The 14481-nt window shown below is 63.8% G+C and carries 12 protein-coding genes and 1 pseudogene; 12 read left to right on the top strand and 1 reads right to left on the bottom strand.

Annotated features, from left to right (window positions below; genetic code table 11):
• Nucleotides 1-208: 208 nt before the first annotated feature.
• From AC5Y49_RS24035 to AC5Y49_RS23985, 11 genes are all read left to right on the top strand, one after another.
• Nucleotides 209-568, top strand: coding sequence for a hypothetical protein (locus tag AC5Y49_RS24035; protein ID WP_499891889.1), 360 nt, complete (start codon nt 209-211; stop codon nt 566-568).
• A gap of 290 nt (nt 569-858) precedes the next feature.
• Entirely contained in the window at nt 859-1527 is a 669-nt protein-coding gene (locus tag AC5Y49_RS24030; protein WP_499891888.1) for a TetR-type transcription factor C-terminal domain-containing protein, read from the top strand.
• 355 nt (nt 1528-1882) lie between these two features.
• On the top strand, nt 1883-2278 hold the full coding sequence (locus AC5Y49_RS24025; RefSeq protein WP_499891887.1) for an ABC transporter permease family protein: 396 nt from the start codon (nt 1883-1885) through the stop codon (nt 2276-2278).
• Entirely contained in the window at nt 2275-3069 is a 795-nt protein-coding gene (locus AC5Y49_RS24020; protein ID WP_499891886.1) for an MlaE family ABC transporter permease, read from the top strand. Before AC5Y49_RS24025 ends, AC5Y49_RS24020 begins: the two co-directional genes overlap by 4 nt.
• Nucleotides 3070-3179: 110 nt before the next feature.
• A complete protein-coding gene (locus AC5Y49_RS24015; protein WP_499891892.1) occupies nt 3180-3941 on the top strand; it encodes an ABC transporter permease in 762 nt (253 codons plus the stop codon).
• 5 nt (nt 3942-3946) lie between these two features.
• A complete protein-coding gene (locus AC5Y49_RS24010; protein WP_499891885.1) occupies nt 3947-5167 on the top strand; it encodes an MCE family protein in 1221 nt (406 codons plus the stop codon).
• Nucleotides 5164-6204 carry a virulence factor Mce family protein gene (locus tag AC5Y49_RS24005; protein ID WP_499891884.1) on the top strand — a complete coding sequence of 347 codons (1041 nt, stop codon included), beginning with the start codon at nt 5164-5166 and terminating at the stop codon, nt 6202-6204. The genes AC5Y49_RS24010 and AC5Y49_RS24005 overlap by 4 nt, the downstream gene beginning before the upstream one ends.
• Complete coding sequence (locus tag AC5Y49_RS24000; RefSeq protein WP_499891883.1) at nt 6201-7772, top strand: virulence factor Mce family protein; 1572 nt, start codon at nt 6201-6203, stop codon at nt 7770-7772. Before AC5Y49_RS24005 ends, AC5Y49_RS24000 begins: the two co-directional genes overlap by 4 nt.
• Nucleotides 7769-9328, top strand: a complete 1560-nt coding sequence (locus AC5Y49_RS23995; protein WP_499891882.1) for a virulence factor Mce family protein — start codon at nt 7769-7771, stop codon at nt 9326-9328. The genes AC5Y49_RS24000 and AC5Y49_RS23995 overlap by 4 nt, the downstream gene beginning before the upstream one ends.
• A gap of 2 nt (nt 9329-9330) precedes the next feature.
• The gene (locus AC5Y49_RS23990) at nt 9331-10455 is read left to right on the top strand and encodes a virulence factor Mce family protein (RefSeq protein ID WP_499891891.1); all 1125 of its coding nucleotides are present in this window, start codon (nt 9331-9333) and stop codon (nt 10453-10455) included.
• A 6-nt stretch (nt 10456-10461) separates the two neighbouring features.
• A complete protein-coding gene (locus AC5Y49_RS23985) occupies nt 10462-12003 on the top strand; it encodes an MCE family protein (protein ID WP_499891890.1) in 1542 nt (513 codons plus the stop codon).
• A gap of 201 nt (nt 12004-12204) precedes the next feature.
• Here AC5Y49_RS23985 and AC5Y49_RS23980 read toward each other — a convergent pair whose 3' ends face one another.
• Complete coding sequence (locus AC5Y49_RS23980) at nt 12205-13503, bottom strand: IS256 family transposase (RefSeq protein WP_499891881.1); 1299 nt, start codon at nt 13501-13503, stop codon at nt 12205-12207.
• Between the two features lie 203 nt (nt 13504-13706).
• Here AC5Y49_RS23980 and AC5Y49_RS23975 point away from each other — a divergent pair.
• A pseudogene (locus AC5Y49_RS23975) lies at nt 13707-14375 on the top strand (transposase); the annotation flags it as partial.
• Between the last annotated feature and the right edge of the window lie 106 nt (nt 14376-14481).

Here is a 14481-nt window from a genome sequence, read left to right as displayed (position 1 = left end):
GCCTGTTGACGGATCGCTGTGACGTAGCGCATACTGACCGCCTGTGACAAGCAGTATCGGTTACTGGATGTCTTGGGGTCTGGCCGTTTTTTGCCGCGCGTCAGAACCATGTCATCCGAGGAGGGGGCGCAGTCATTGAGCCAAGGCATGCGCGGGTCAACCAAGCTCCGCCGCGTTCACCTGAAGACAACCTGTGATAGTACATCCCTTGTGCCACAACGAAAGCGACACCGAGATGCACAACGGCACGGCAGTGTCCGGCAGCCATGCTGCTCAGAAGCGAGCGCAAGACGCAAAGCTGCTGAAGGAGTCCGGCGCCCACAAGCTCGTCATCGTCGACCGCCAGGGCAACTGCTTGGCGTATCTATTGGCTTGGGTCAGCTTCACCTACGACGCCGAGACCGATACCTACGTGTGTGTCGCAGACCGGGATGGCGAAGAGCTGATGAACATATACACCGAGGGCCGCGTAGTGTCAGACCGCGCGACGAATACCTACGTGGTAACGGCGCCAGACCCCGGCACCATAGCTGAAATAGGTTGCCGCGCAGAAGGCGTCGAACGTTAGCGTCGGTGCGTTCCGATCCACAAGTGCGTCCAGGGGTGCGGACTCATAACGCCCCTGTCCGGGCCTGACTCCGCTCCGGTCGTCGGCGGCGCAGTCGTCGGCGCGCACTCGCGGGTGCGCGTGCTGATTGAGTAGGCGATTCGCCCCGCGCGAGTTGCTCTTGGCGTGCGGGTATCCGGCGCCATTGATCGTGCCGCCGGCCCGGTCGGGCCTCGAGCTTCCCCGGGTGGTGACAGGGCCCATCTGCAGCGTATAGTGACCGTACGTACGGCTAGTATTGCGGAGGTCGGATGCCTAGAACAGGCCGACGGGGCGAGATTCTCGACGCGTTCGTCCGCTACGTCGCCGAACGCGGCTACGAAAGAGCGAATATCGGCGACGTCGCTACCGAACTCGGCATGTCAAAAGGCACCATCGTTCACCACTTCGGAACCAAGGCCCAAATGTTGCGGGAGCTGGAAGAAAGCCACCTGACTCGCCAGCTGAGCGTGGTGCGCAGGGCGTGGGATCGCCTGGATACTCCCCCGGAACGCATCGCGGCGATTATCTACGCCTCGGCGTTCATGCAGGTGTTCGACCGCCATGCCACGGTGGCCACCCAGCGCGAGGTGGTGCAGCTATCGGACGATCCAGCGATGCGCCAAGTCCGCAAGCTGCGCCGCGAACTACACGCTCACACCGTCGATGAGATCCGCAAGGGTATCGCGGCCGGCGTGTTCCGGCCGGTAGACGCCGAACTGGCAGCTCTACAGCTATGGGGATCCGTGCAGTGGATGTGGGTGTGGTTCGAACCTGGCGGTTTCCGCACGCCCGAGCAGGTCGGGGCCGCTTTTGTCGACATCTTCCTCGGCGGCCTGCTGCTCGACCGCCTGCCGTTGAGCACGTGGGCGGATCCGTGTGGCCGCATTGTCACTGTCGTACGGGAATGCGTTGCGGCGCTGGCCGATACCGCCGAGTGAAGGTATGGCGACGGTGACAACGACCATTGCGGCGGTCCGAAGCTGCGCGGTTTCACACGCACGGTTCCAGCCATGACGCCGCCTGCTGGCGCCGCGATGACTCGACGTGCGTGTGTGCGCTGGTTAGTGGGGTTCGCCGTCCGCTAGAGCTTATGGCAACCAACTTTATGCTTGCCGAATGATTGACTGTACATACGGTCTATATGATAATGATCGCGTGGCAAACGTGAGTGGAAGGATCGGTTCCGACATCGGAAAGCGGGCTTTCGGCGCTGACGGCGCTCGCGTGTCAGGGCGGTTGCGGATCGGCGAAGCACCGTCACGTCGTAACGGTTCGTGTCGCCCGGATAACCCGATGACGACGACCAGAGTCGTCCTTACCGACTACGTTGCGGGTCAGACCATTCCGGCGTTGGCGGCTATCAGCGGGTTTTCGCGCACGGGCGGGCAGACCGGCAAAGCGCTGGTGCGACCGCTCCAATGGCGTGAGTTCATCGTCCAGGTTCGGTTTTTGATGCAGGTGTCGTTCCTGGCGACAGCCGCGGTTTCCATGCCGCCGACGGTGCTGATCACCTTCACGCTCAACATCTTGCTGCGAGAGTTCGGCACCGCGAAAAGCTCCGGCGGTGGCGCTGGGTTACGCGCGATCACCCAACTAGGCCCGCTGGGCACGGCTTTGGTGACTGTGCTGCACGACGATCAGCTGCTGCAGCGCCACGCACACGGTCCTGTGGCCGGGGGGCAACGGTGACGACGTCGACCGGTTTGACTGTCTACCTGCGCGACCAGGCTAGACCGGCGGTTGATGCCGTCGGTGGCTTCTACCGGATGTGTGTGCTTACCGGCAAGGCGCTTACCCGGCCGTTCCAATGGCGCGAATTCATCCTGCAGAGCTGGTTTCTGTTGGTGGTGTCGTTTCTGCCCACCGCCATGGTTGCGATCCCGCTGACCGTGCTGATCATCTTCACGTTGAACATCCTGTTGGCCGAGTTCGGCGCCGCCGACGTCTCCGGCGCTGGCGCTGCGCTGGGCGCGGTCACCCAACTGGGCCCGCTGGTAACGGTGCTGGTGGTCGCCGGGGTCGGTTCCACCGCCATTTGTGCGGATTTGGGCGCGCGGACCATTCGCGAGGAGATCGACGCGATGGAGGTGTTGGGCATCGATCCGATCCATCGACTGGTGGTTCCCCGGGTTGTCGCGTCGACGTGTGTAGCCCTGCTGCTCAACGGTGCGGTGATCGCTATCGGGCTGGTCGGCGGGTTCTTTTTCGGTGTGTATATCCAGAACGTCTCGGCGGGCGCGTACGTCTCGACGCTGACCCTGATCACCGGGTTACCGGAGGTGCTGATCTCAGTTGCGAAGGCCACCGCATTCGGGCTGATCGCCGGGTTGGTGGGCTGCTATCGCGGGCTAACGGCCGGCGGTGGACCCAAGGGCGTGGGCACCGCCGTGAATGAGACGCTGGTGCTGGCCGTGCTTGCGTTGTTCGCGGTCAACGTGGTGCTGACCACCATCGGTGTCCGGTTCGGAACGGGGCGCTGAGGTTGGGTACCGCAACTGTACTCCGCTCGCGTTTCCCTCGCGCTTACGGGCGAGCCACCGGGTGGGCCGGCGCGCCGGGCCGGGCGCTGGATAGCTCCGGTGATGTCGCGGTGTTCGTCATCACCGTGTTGGGCTATCTCGGGCACGGTTGGCGGAATTACCGCAGGGAAATCCTGCGGCTGATCGCCGAGATCGGCATGGGCACCGGCGCGATGGCCGCTATCGGCGGCACGGTGGCGATCATCGGCTTTGTGACACTGTCGGCCGGTTCGCTGATCGCGATTCAGGGGTTCGCCTCGCTGGGCAATATCGGCGTGGAGGCATTCACCGGGTTTTTCGCGGCGCTGGCCAATGTGCGAGTGGTCGCGCCGATTGTGACTGGTCAGGCGTTGGCCTCCACTGTCGGAGCCGGTGCCACCGCGGAATTGGGTGCCATGCGGATCAGCGAGGAGATCGACGCACTGGAGGTGATGGGCATCAAGTCGGTCTCGTATCTGGTGTCCACCCGGAGCATTGCCGCGTTCGTTGTCATCATCCCGCTCTACACGATATCGATTCTGCTATCGTTCTTTTCCGCGCAGGTGGTCACCACCTTGTTCTATGCCCAGTCCATCGGCACCTACGAGCACTATTTCAATACGTTCTTGCGGATCAACGACTTCTGGTACTCGCTTGCTGAGACGATCGTCATTTCGGTCGTCGTGATGCTGAACCACTGCTACTTCGGTTATTACGCTAGCGGCGGTCCGGCTGGCGTCGGCGTGGCGGTCGGCCGGTCGATGCGCGCCTCGCTGATCGCGATCGTGTCGGTGGTGCTGCTGGCTTCGTTGGCGCTGTACGGCGTCAACCCGAACTTCAACCTCACGGTGTAACCGCCATGGCGACTTCAGGCAAGCAGCAACGGCCACTTATCCGGCTCCGCAAACCAGCGGGTCTGCTCTTGTGGCTCACCGTCGCAGTCGTGCTGATCGTCGTGTGGGTCCAGTTTCGGGGTGGCTTCACACCCAAGACGCCATTGACGATGTTGGCGAGCCGATCGGGTTTGGTGCTGGATGTCGGGTCGAAGGTCACCTATAACGGGGTGCAGATCGGCCGGGTGGCCAGCATTTCGGAGATCGAACAGGACGGCGAGCCGGCGGCCAAGCTGCGGCTGAATATCACACCGAAGTATATGAGGTTGATTCCGGCCAATGTGGATGCCGCGATCACGGCCACCACGGTGTTCGGCAACAAGTACGTGTCGTTGACCTCACCGAAACATCCTACTCAGCAACGGATTACACCGACCGGTGTGATTGAGGCGAGATCGGTGACAACGGAGTTCAACACGTTGTTCGAGACGATCATGCAGATCTCAGAGAAGCTGGATCCGGTCAAGGTGAACCTGACGCTGTCGGCGGCGGCCGAGGCGCTCAACGGTCTGGGCGACAAGTTCGGCGCCTCGATCGCCGACGGCAACGCCATCCTGGATGAGATCAACCCGCAGATGCCCCAGATTCGCCATGACATCCAGCGGTTGGCGGATCTAGGCGATATCTACGCCAACGCGTCGCCGAATCTGTGGAACGCCCTCGACAACGCAGTGACCACGGCGCGCACGTTCAACCAGCAGCAAAAAGATGTGGACGCCGCGCTCTTGGCCGCAGTCGGAGTCGGCAACACCGGTGCCGACGTCGTTGGCCAGGGCGAGCCGTATCTGGTGCGCGCGGTCAACGACCTGGTGCCGACCTCCCAGCTGCTCGACACTTACAGCCCCGAACTCTACTGCACCTTCCACCACGGCGCCATCGTGCTGCCGAAGGTGACGGACGGGGAGAGCGGCAACGGCTACGCGATTAGGGTAACCGGCTCGATCCTGGGTGGGGAAAACCCGTACGTCTATCCCGACAACCTGCCGCGGGTAAACGCTCACGGCGGACCTGGCGGGAAACCGGGTTGCTGGCAGACCATCACCCGGGACCTATGGCCGTCGCCGTACCTGGTGACCGACAGCGGTGTCAGCATCGCAGCGTACAACCACTTTGAACTCGGCGGCCAGCCCCAAGCGCTCGAACACGTGTGGGGCCGTCAATGGGGGGAGAACACGATCAACCCATGAAAATCACCGGCACCGCTATCAGGCTCGGCATCTCCTCGTTGGTGCTGGCGTTTTTCACCGTCGCTATCGGGGTGATTTTCGGGCAGATGCGCTTCGAGAAGACGTACAGTTATGCTGCGGAGTTCAGCAGTGCCAGCGGGCTGCGCGACGGTCAGTTTGTCCGCGCCTCCGGAGTGGAGATCGGCAAAGTCAAAAAGCTGCAGCTCATGGACGGCGGTCATCGGGTACGAGTCGACTTCGAGGCCGACCGCTCACTGCCGCTGTATCAGTCCACGACCGCACACATCCGGTATGCCGACCTGATCGGTAACCGCTACCTGGAGCTCAAACGCGGCCAGGGCGACGGTGCTGACCGGGTGCTGCCGCCGGGTGGATTTATCCCACTGTCGCACACCCAACCGGCTCTGGATCTCGATGCGCTCATCGGTGGTTTCAAGCCACTGTTTCGGGCGCTGGATCCGGACAAGGTCAACAACATCGCCCAATCGATTATCACCGTTTTCCAGGGCCAGGGCGGCACCATCAACGACATCCTCGACCAGACCGCGCAACTGACCGCGCACATCGCCGAGCGTGACGAGGCCATCGGCGAGATCATCAGCAACCTCAACACCGTGCTGGACACCACGGTCAGGCATCGCCAGGAATTCGACCAGACCGTCGACAACGTCGAGAAACTGATCACGGGGCTGAACAACCACGCCGACCCGCTGGCTGCCGGCACCGCGCACATCAGCAATGCTGCCGGAACGTTGGCCGACCTGCTGGCCGACAACCGGCCCCAGCTCAAGACCGGCGTCGGCTACCTGGAGGGCGTTTTGGAAGCGCTGGTCGATAGGGCCGACTACGTCGACGGGGTGTTGCGGGACGTCCCGGCCGCGGCGAAAACCATAGGAGGTATCGGGGGGCGCTACGGTGACTTCTTCACTTTCTACGCGTGCGACATCTCGGTCATGCTCAACGGACTGCAGCCCGGCGGCCCCGTCCGTACGGTCAACCTTACCCGGCAGCCGACGGGGAGGTGCACACCGCAATGAGAACTCTTCAACCCCCCAATCGGTTCCGGATCGGGGTGATGGGCATTATCGTGTCGGTGCTGGTGATCGGCGTGGGCCAAACCTTCACCAGCATTCCGGCGTTGTTCGCCCAGCCCACCTACCACGGGCAGTTCAGTGACACAGGTGGAGTGAACAAGGGCGACAAAGTACGCGTCGCCGGTATGGATGTCGGCACCGTGCGGGCAGTCGAGATCGCTGGCAACCATGTCGTGATGACGTTTTCCATCGGCTCCGCCACCATAGGCACCGAGAGCCGGCTCGCAATCCGCACCGACACCATCCTGGGTAAGAAGGTGCTCGAGATCGAGCCGCGGGGCACCCAGCCATTGCATCCGAACGCAACGCTGCCGCTGGGGCAAAGCACCACCCCGTATCAGATCTACGACGCGTTCTTCGACGTCACGAAGGCCGCTGCTGGGTGGGACATCGACACCGTCAAACGCTCGCTGAATGTCTTGTCGCAGACGATTGATCAGACCTACCCGCACCTGAGCGCAGCGCTGGACGGAGTGGCGAAATTCTCCGACACCATCGGCACACGCGACGAGCAAATCAAACATCTGCTGGGCCAGGCCAACCAGGTGGCCAGCATCCTCGGCGACCGTAGCAAACAAGTCGACCGGCTGCTGGTCAACGCGCAGACGCTGCTGGGGGCATTCAACCAGCGCAAGAGCGCGATGGATGCGCTGCTGGGCCGCATCGCCGCCGTCTCGACCCAGCTGAAGGGTGTGATCGACGACAACCCTAACCTACATCACTTGCTCGAGCAGTTGCGCACGGTCAGCGACCTGCTGGTCAAGCACAAAAAAGATCTCGTCGAGTGGCTCCCCGCTCTGAGTCACTACTCCACGGCGCTGGCCGAGGCGGTCGCGTCGGGACCGTATTTCAAGGTGGCTCTGGTCAACCTGCTGCCCTACCAGATCCTGCAGCCGTGGGTCGATGCCGCCTTTGAGAAGCGGGGCATCGACCCGGAAGAATTCTGGCGCAGCGCCGGGCTGCCCGCGTTCCGGTTCCCCGACCCCAACGGCACCCGGTTCCCCAATGGTGCCCCGCCGCCGGCGCCGCCGGTACTGGAGGGCACTCCGGATCACCCGGGACCGGCTGTGGCGCCCGGATCGCCGTGCTCATACGCTCCACCACCAGAGCTGCTGCCGCGGCCGGGCAACCCGATGCCCTGTGGGGGCATCGACCAAAACCAGGGTCCGTTCGGGCCTAACGGCCCCTATCCGGGTCTGCCCGACGTGCTGACGTCGCCGCCGAACCCGAACGGTCTGCCGCCGACCCCGGGCATCCCGATTGCCGGGCGGCCGGGCGAGCCGGCCCCGGACGTTCCGGGCAAACCGGTGCCGCTGCCGCCGAATGCGCCGCCGGGGGCACGCACCGAGAACCTGCAACCGGCCGGACCGGCTCCACCGCCGTCGACATTCGCGCCGGCGCTGCCACCCGGACCGGCTGCGCCACCCGGACCTGGACAGCAGCTGCCGGCCCCGTTCATCACGCCCGGCGGAACCGGAGGCAGCAGGGTTACAGGAGGTAGCCAGAATTGAGCACAGTCTTCGATATCCGCAGCCTGCGGCTGCCGAAAATGTCTCGCACGTCGTTGATCGTTGGGTCGCTGGTAGTGCTGCTGGCCCTCGTGATCGCGTTCGTCGGTCGCGATCTTTACCACAAGCTGACCAACAACACCGTCGTGGCCTACTTCCCGCTCGCGAACGCTCTTTACCCCGGGGACAAGGTCCAGATCATGGGTGTGCGGGTGGGCGCGATCGACAAGATCGAGCCGGCCGGCGACAAGATGAAGGTCACCTTCCACTACGACAACAAGTACAAGGTGCCCGCCGACGCCTCAGCGGTGATCCTCAATCCCACCCTTGTGGCGTCGCGGACGATTCAGTTGGAGCCGCCCTACGAGGGCGGCTCGGTACTGGCTGACAACGCGGTGATTCCCGTTGAGCGCACCCAGGTGCCGGTGGAATGGGACCAGCTGCGCAACAGCATCACTAACATCATCTCCAAGCTCGGTCCTACACCAGAGCAGTCCGAGGGTCCCTTCGGTGACATCATCGAATCCTTCGCCGACGGGCTGGCCGGCAAGGGCAAGCAGATCAGCACCACCCTTAATAGCCTGTCGACTGCGCTGACCGCCTTGAATGAGGGCCGCGGCGACTTCTTCGCCGTGGTGCGCAGCCTGGCGCTGTTCGTCAACGCCCTGCACAAGGACGACCAGCGGTTCGTGGCATTAAACAAGGACTTCGCCGAATTCACCAACTCGCTCACCAGCTCCGACCGCGGGCTCGCGATCGCGATCCAGCAGGTCGACGATCTGCTCCCCGCGGCGCGCAAGTTTTTCACCGAGAACCGTGAGGTGCTCGCCCACGACGTCGACAACCTCGCCGACGTGACCACCGCGCTGCTTCAACCCGACCCGCTGGACGCGTTGGAGCAGACACTGCACGCCGCTCCCCATTTCGGCGCCAGCGCGCTGGCCATCTACGAGCCGCTCCACGGGCTGACCGGGGAATTCGCTGTCTCCAACTTCGCCAACCCGATGCAGTTTATTTGCAGCGCGATTCAGGCCGGCAGCCGGCTGGGCTATCAGGAGTCCGCCGAACAGTGCGCGCAATTCCTGGCGCCGATCCTGGATGCGATCAAGTTCAACTTCCCGCCGTTCGGCGTGAACCTGTTCACCACCGCCGATCTACTGCCCAAGAACGTTGCCTACTCCGAGGAGCGGCTGCGACCGCCACCGGGGTACAAGGACACCACCGTCCCCGGGATCTTTGCACCGGACACACCGTTGTCACACGGCAACCACGAGGCAGGCTGGATCGTGGCGCCCGGCATGCAAGGCGTACAGGTGGGGACGCCTACCGCGAGCCTGCTGACCCCGGACTCGCTGGCTGAACTGATGGGCGGCCCCAACATCGCGCCCGTACAGTCAAACCGACAGACCCCACCCGGGCCGCCGAATGCGTACGACCAGAACAATCCGTTGCCGCCGCCGTGGTACCCGCAGCCGCTGCCGTCACCGACGCCGGCGGCGCCGCCGGCCGACGCCCCCCGCGCCGCCGAGGCGCCCGCAGCGACAGAGTCTGGCCCGTGAGGATGCGCAGGGGGATCACGCGGGTTGTGGTGGTGCTTCTCGCCGCGACGATACTGACGTCATGCGCCAGCTGGCGCGGTATCGCGAATGTGCCGCTGCCCGGTGGCCCGGGAACCGGCCCCGGTTCCTACACCATCTATGTGCAGATGCCGGACACGCTGGCCTTGAACGCCAACAGCCGGGTGCGGGTGGCCGACGTCTTCGTCGGCAGGGTACGCGCGATCAACATGAAAAACTGGATAGCGACGCTGACTTTGGATCTGGATAAGAGAGTGCAGCTACCGAAGAACGCCACCGCCAAGGTCGGGCAGACCAGCCTGCTAGGTTCTCAGCATGTGGAACTGGCCGCGCCGACCACCCCATCACCGCAGCCGTTGCGGGATGGCGACACGATACCGCTGCAGAAGTCGTCAGCTTACCCTACCACCGAGCGTGTTTTGGCCAGTTTCGCCGCGGTGCTGCGCGGCGGCGGTATCCCGAACATCGAAGTGATTCAAAACGAGGTCAACAACGTCCTGACCGGGCGGGCCGATCAGATTCATGATTTCCTCGGCAAGCTCGACATCTTCACCGCGCAGCTTAACGAGCAACGTGACGAGCTCACTCGCGCCATCGATTCCACCAACCGGCTGTTGACGTATGTGGCTAACCGGTCCGACACCCTGGACCGTGTTCTGACCGAACTCCCGCCGCTGGTCAAACATTTCGCCGATCAACGCGCTCTGTTCGCCGACGCGACCACTGCGTTGGGGCGGTTAAGTGACGTCGTTGATCAGACCTTGTCGGCGGCGCGTCCCAACCTGGATAAGGACCTGCGGCTGCTGCAGCGGCCGCTCAAGCAGACCAGCCGTGCCGCGACCGATATAGTCGAAACACTCAAGATCCTCTTGACCCTTCCTTTCAGCGCCGACAGCATCCCTAAGCTGGTGAAGGGCGACTCCCTCAACGTCTCGATCGTCTTGGACCTCACGTTGAGTTCAATTGACAACGCGATCCTCAGCGGAACCGGATTCTCCGGTGCGCTGCGCGCGCTGGAGCAGTCGTGGGGCCGTGATCCGAACTCGATGCTCCCAGACCTGCGGTACACCCCCAATCCGACCGACGCGCCTGTGGAAAGGGACGAGTAGCGCATGTTGTTGACCCGCGTCGTCCGCAACCAGTTGATTGTCTTCACCCTCCTGACCGTGGTCGCGATGATTGCGCTGGGCACGTACTACCTTCGGTTGCCGAGCGCGGCCGGCATAGACCAATACACACTGAAGGTGGACCTGCCCGCGTCGGGCGGTCTGTATCCGACGGCCAACGTCACCTACCGCGGTGTCAGCATCGGCAAGGTCACTAGCGTCGAGCCCACCGAACAGGGCGCTCGGGCGACATTGAGTATCAGCGACCAGTACAAGATCCCGGTCGACGCCTCGGCTAACGTGCACTCGGTGTCGGCGGTCGGCGAGCAATACGTTGACTTGGCGACAGGTAACGCGGACAAGTACTTCTCACCCGGGCAGACCATCACCAAGAGCACAGTGCCCAGCCCGATCGGGCCAACGCTGGACAGCGTCTATCACGCGCTGGACGTACTGCCCAAGGGGAAGATCACCGCACTGCTCGACGAGATGGCCCAAGGGGTCGGCGGGCTGGGTCCGGCGCTGCAGCGGCTGGTCGACTCGACCCAGGCGATCGCCGGTGACTTCGAGGCCAACCTTGGCAGCGTCAACGACATCGTCCAAAACTCCGCACCAATTCTTGAGAGCCAGGTCAACTCGGGCGACGCCATCGAGCGCTGGGCGCGCAACCTAAACGTCCTGACCGCGCAGACCGCGGACAACGACGAGAATCTCAAAGGCATCCTGTCCCAGGCTGCGCCGACTGCCGATCAGATCAACACGGTGTTCAGCGACGTGCGTGAGACGCTGCCGCAGACGCTGGCAAATGTCGAGGTCGTGGCCGACATGCTCAAGCGCTACAACAAGAACATAGAGCAATTGCTGGTGATACTGCCGCAAGTCCCCGCGTTCGGTGAGAGCCTGACCGCTCCTTACCCGCATACATTTGCTCTTTCCTTCAACACGCCGATCAACGTCACACCACCGTGCCTGACCGGGTTCATGCCGGCATCAGAATGGAGATCCCCCTCGGACAGTAGGCCGGGGCCGATAACGCCGGCCTACTGCAAGATCCCGAAGGAAGCCCCGAACGTGGTTCGCGGTGCCCGTAACTATCCCTGCGCCGACGTCCCCGGCAAGCGGGCGGCCACGCCGCGCGAATGCCGCAGCAACGAACCGTATGTCCCGTTGGGCACCAATCCCTGGTACGGGGACCCGAACCAGATTCGCAACTGCCCCGCACCCGCGGCGCGCTGCGATCAGCCAGTGGATCCGGGTGCGGTGATACCGGCGCCGTCGATCAATAATGGCCTCAACCCGCTGCCCTCCGATCAGGTGGCGGGGACACCACCTCCCGTCAGCGATCCGCTGCAGCGGCCAAGTTCCGGTTCGGTGCAGTGCAATGGACAGCAGCCCAACCCGTGCGTCTACACTCCCGCAGGGGGCCCCGCGGCAATCTACAGTCCACAAAGCGGTGAGCTGGTAGGCCCCGATGGCGTCAAATACACTGTCGAAGACTCGAGCAAAACAAGAGACGACGGCTGGAAGGAGATGCTGGCACCGGCCAGCTGAGCCCTGCCGATACTGGTAGCCCAACCGGCGAAGGCCACACTTCAGCAGCACACCCCAAAACGTCGGCCGATAAACCGACCACAGCCTGGCCCGGCAGCACCAGCCGGCAATCAAACACACACCCCACCCGGGTAATCAACCTCGCTGTCGCCCAGAGGATGTCCCGAGTTCCGTGGAACTTCGGTAGCGGTCCGGTGAGCATCAGGCTGCGCTCACCTCGTCATTGTGCACGACGGTTCCGACAGGTTCGACGAATTCCCGCTCAAGTGCGGTACGCAGCGCTGGCAGGTGCAGGTGGCCGTTGACGCGGCGGAACTGTTTGCCGGCCTCGACCATGCCGGCCGCGCACCAGCGCAGCGCCATCTTGCCGTCGCGCCAGCGTTTGACGTTGCCGGCGTGTTCTCGGCACACCGAGATCATCGACTCGATGGTGTTGGTCGAACGCAGGGTGCGCGCCAGGGTGGGCGGCACACCCAGGCGCAGCACGGTCAGCGTCTCATCGAGCCCTTCGCGCAAGGACGCGGCCGCGCCGGGGTGGGTGCGGTCGAGCTCGGCGGCCAACGCCTGCAACGCGGCCTGGGCATCCAACGCCGAATCCGCGTGGTAGGCATCGGTCATCCTACGGCCTACAATGGATCGAAGTCGTTGCGGCAGGTGGTCTTTGACATTCCTGACCTTGTGGATTTGGCAGCGTTGGATCACCGGGCGCTCGCACACGTCGACCACGGCTTTGCGCAGCGCCTTGGATCCGTCGATGCCGACCAGCATCGGGCGGGTCATGTCCAGGCCGCGGTCGCGCAGGCCCACCAGCAGCTCGGTGACCAGCGTCGCGTTCTCGGTGGAGCCCTCCACCAACGCCAGCGGGTGCTTGGTGCCCTCGATGTCGATCCCGAGGGCCACCACACAGCACGATTCGGCGAAATGTACCCCGTCGACCATCAGCGCCACCACATCCAGATCGGACAGATCCTTGGCCAGCAGTTCGGCCAGCGCCGTTTCGGTCATCGCCACGAACTTCCGCGATACCGCAGACTTGCTTGTGGCAGAGGCTGTTTCACTCACCTGCTGACCGACCGGCTCAAGCCCAACCGGGTAACGCCGCGCGGACAGCCCAGCCAGCATCCTCGCCATCGCCATCCGCCCCAGCACCTCGGTGGACGAAAACAGCTCATAGGAGGCGACCGGCAGCTCGCCGGACCCGTCGATGGCGCGTACCCGCGGCCACGACACCGGCACCCGCCGCCCACCAAGGGTCACCGAGCCGTCCTCGCGGCCGTGGCGCACCGCAGTGCGTGCCGGATCGTGCTTGCCCTTCGGCCCGGCAGCTGCGGTCACGTCGGCTTCCATCAGGGTCTGCAGCACCTGCAGCCCCGCGCCGACGGCCAGCGCCAGCAACCCCTCCTGCATGTTTCCGGCGATCTCGGACATCGCCACACTGACGTGCTCTGGAATCGCGACCATGGCCGCGTCCTCAGCCCGGTTCTGACTACTGTTCTTCATGGTGGTCCCCTTCTCTGGTGGTGTTCTTGGCGGAACGCCCGACACCTACCACACGGCAGGTCACGAGCGGGGGACCGCCACCTCAATTTCTACGAGACCCGGGACAACCTCGTCGCCCACCCGTTGTTGACGACGGTTGAAGACCCGGCCAGTCGCGACGGTTGAAAAGTAGGCCACCCAATCAGATTGGATGGGTGATCTCCTTGGAAGACTGGGCCTTGATCCGGCATCTTCACCGCAGCGAGGGTTTGTCGCAGCGGGCCATCGCACGACAACTGGGCATCGCGCGTGACACCGTGGCGGCCGCGGTGGCCAGCGACGGACCACCGAAGTACGAGCGGACCTCGGTGCCGTCGGCGATCGACGCCGTGGAGCCGCGGATCCGGGCCTTGTTGTCGACCTATCCGCAGCTGCCGGCGACGGTGCTCGCCGAGCGGGTCGGATGGACGGGGTCGATCTCGTGGTTTCGGGAGCGGGTCCGAGCGATCCGCCCGGAGTACTTGCCTGCTGATCCGGTCGATCGCCTCGAGCATCCGCCGGGGCGGGTGATCCAGTGCGACCTGTGGTTCCCGGCGCTCAAGCTTCCGGTCGGGTTCGGACAGGAGGCGATGCCGCCGGTGTTGGTGATGGTGGCCGCGTTCTCCCGGTTCATCGCCGCGGTGATGTTGCCCTCACGCCAGACCATGGATCTGGTGGCCGGGATGTGGCAGCTGCTTTCGGGCAGCTTCACCGCGATACCGCATGAGTTGTGGTGGGACAACGAGGCCGGGATCGGACGTCGGGGCCGGTTGACCGATCCGGTCACCGCCCTGATGGGCACCCTCGGGTCGCGGTTGGTGCAACTCAAACCCTATGACCCCCTCTTAACCGGCTAATAGCGATATCGGATCGGCTGCGACACGCCGTTTTCATGCGGTTCTTGACCGTAGTGGATTGAGATGAGATATCTACATCTCATGGCGAGGGAACTGTCGGTGG

This window comes from Mycobacterium sp. NGS62, from assembly GCF_059812285.1.
Note: the sequence above shows the minus strand (reverse complement) of the source record. Positions and strands in the feature narration are given on the sequence as shown.

Coding starts and splice junctions, on each gene's coding strand:
- AC5Y49_RS24030 (WP_499891888.1), top strand. CDS start 859: ATGCCTAGAACAGGCCGACGGGGCGAGATTCTCGACGCGTTCGTCCGC.
- AC5Y49_RS24025 (WP_499891887.1), top strand. CDS start 1,883: ATGACGACGACCAGAGTCGTCCTTACCGACTACGTTGCGGGTCAGACC.
- AC5Y49_RS24010 (WP_499891885.1), top strand. CDS start 3,947: ATGGCGACTTCAGGCAAGCAGCAACGGCCACTTATCCGGCTCCGCAAA.
- AC5Y49_RS24005 (WP_499891884.1), top strand. CDS start 5,164: ATGAAAATCACCGGCACCGCTATCAGGCTCGGCATCTCCTCGTTGGTG.
- AC5Y49_RS24000 (WP_499891883.1), top strand. CDS start 6,201: ATGAGAACTCTTCAACCCCCCAATCGGTTCCGGATCGGGGTGATGGGC.
- AC5Y49_RS23990 (WP_499891891.1), top strand. CDS start 9,331: ATGCGCAGGGGGATCACGCGGGTTGTGGTGGTGCTTCTCGCCGCGACG.
- AC5Y49_RS23980 (WP_499891881.1), bottom strand. CDS start 13,503: ATGAAGAACAGTAGTCAGAACCGGGCTGAGGACGCGGCCATGGTCGCG.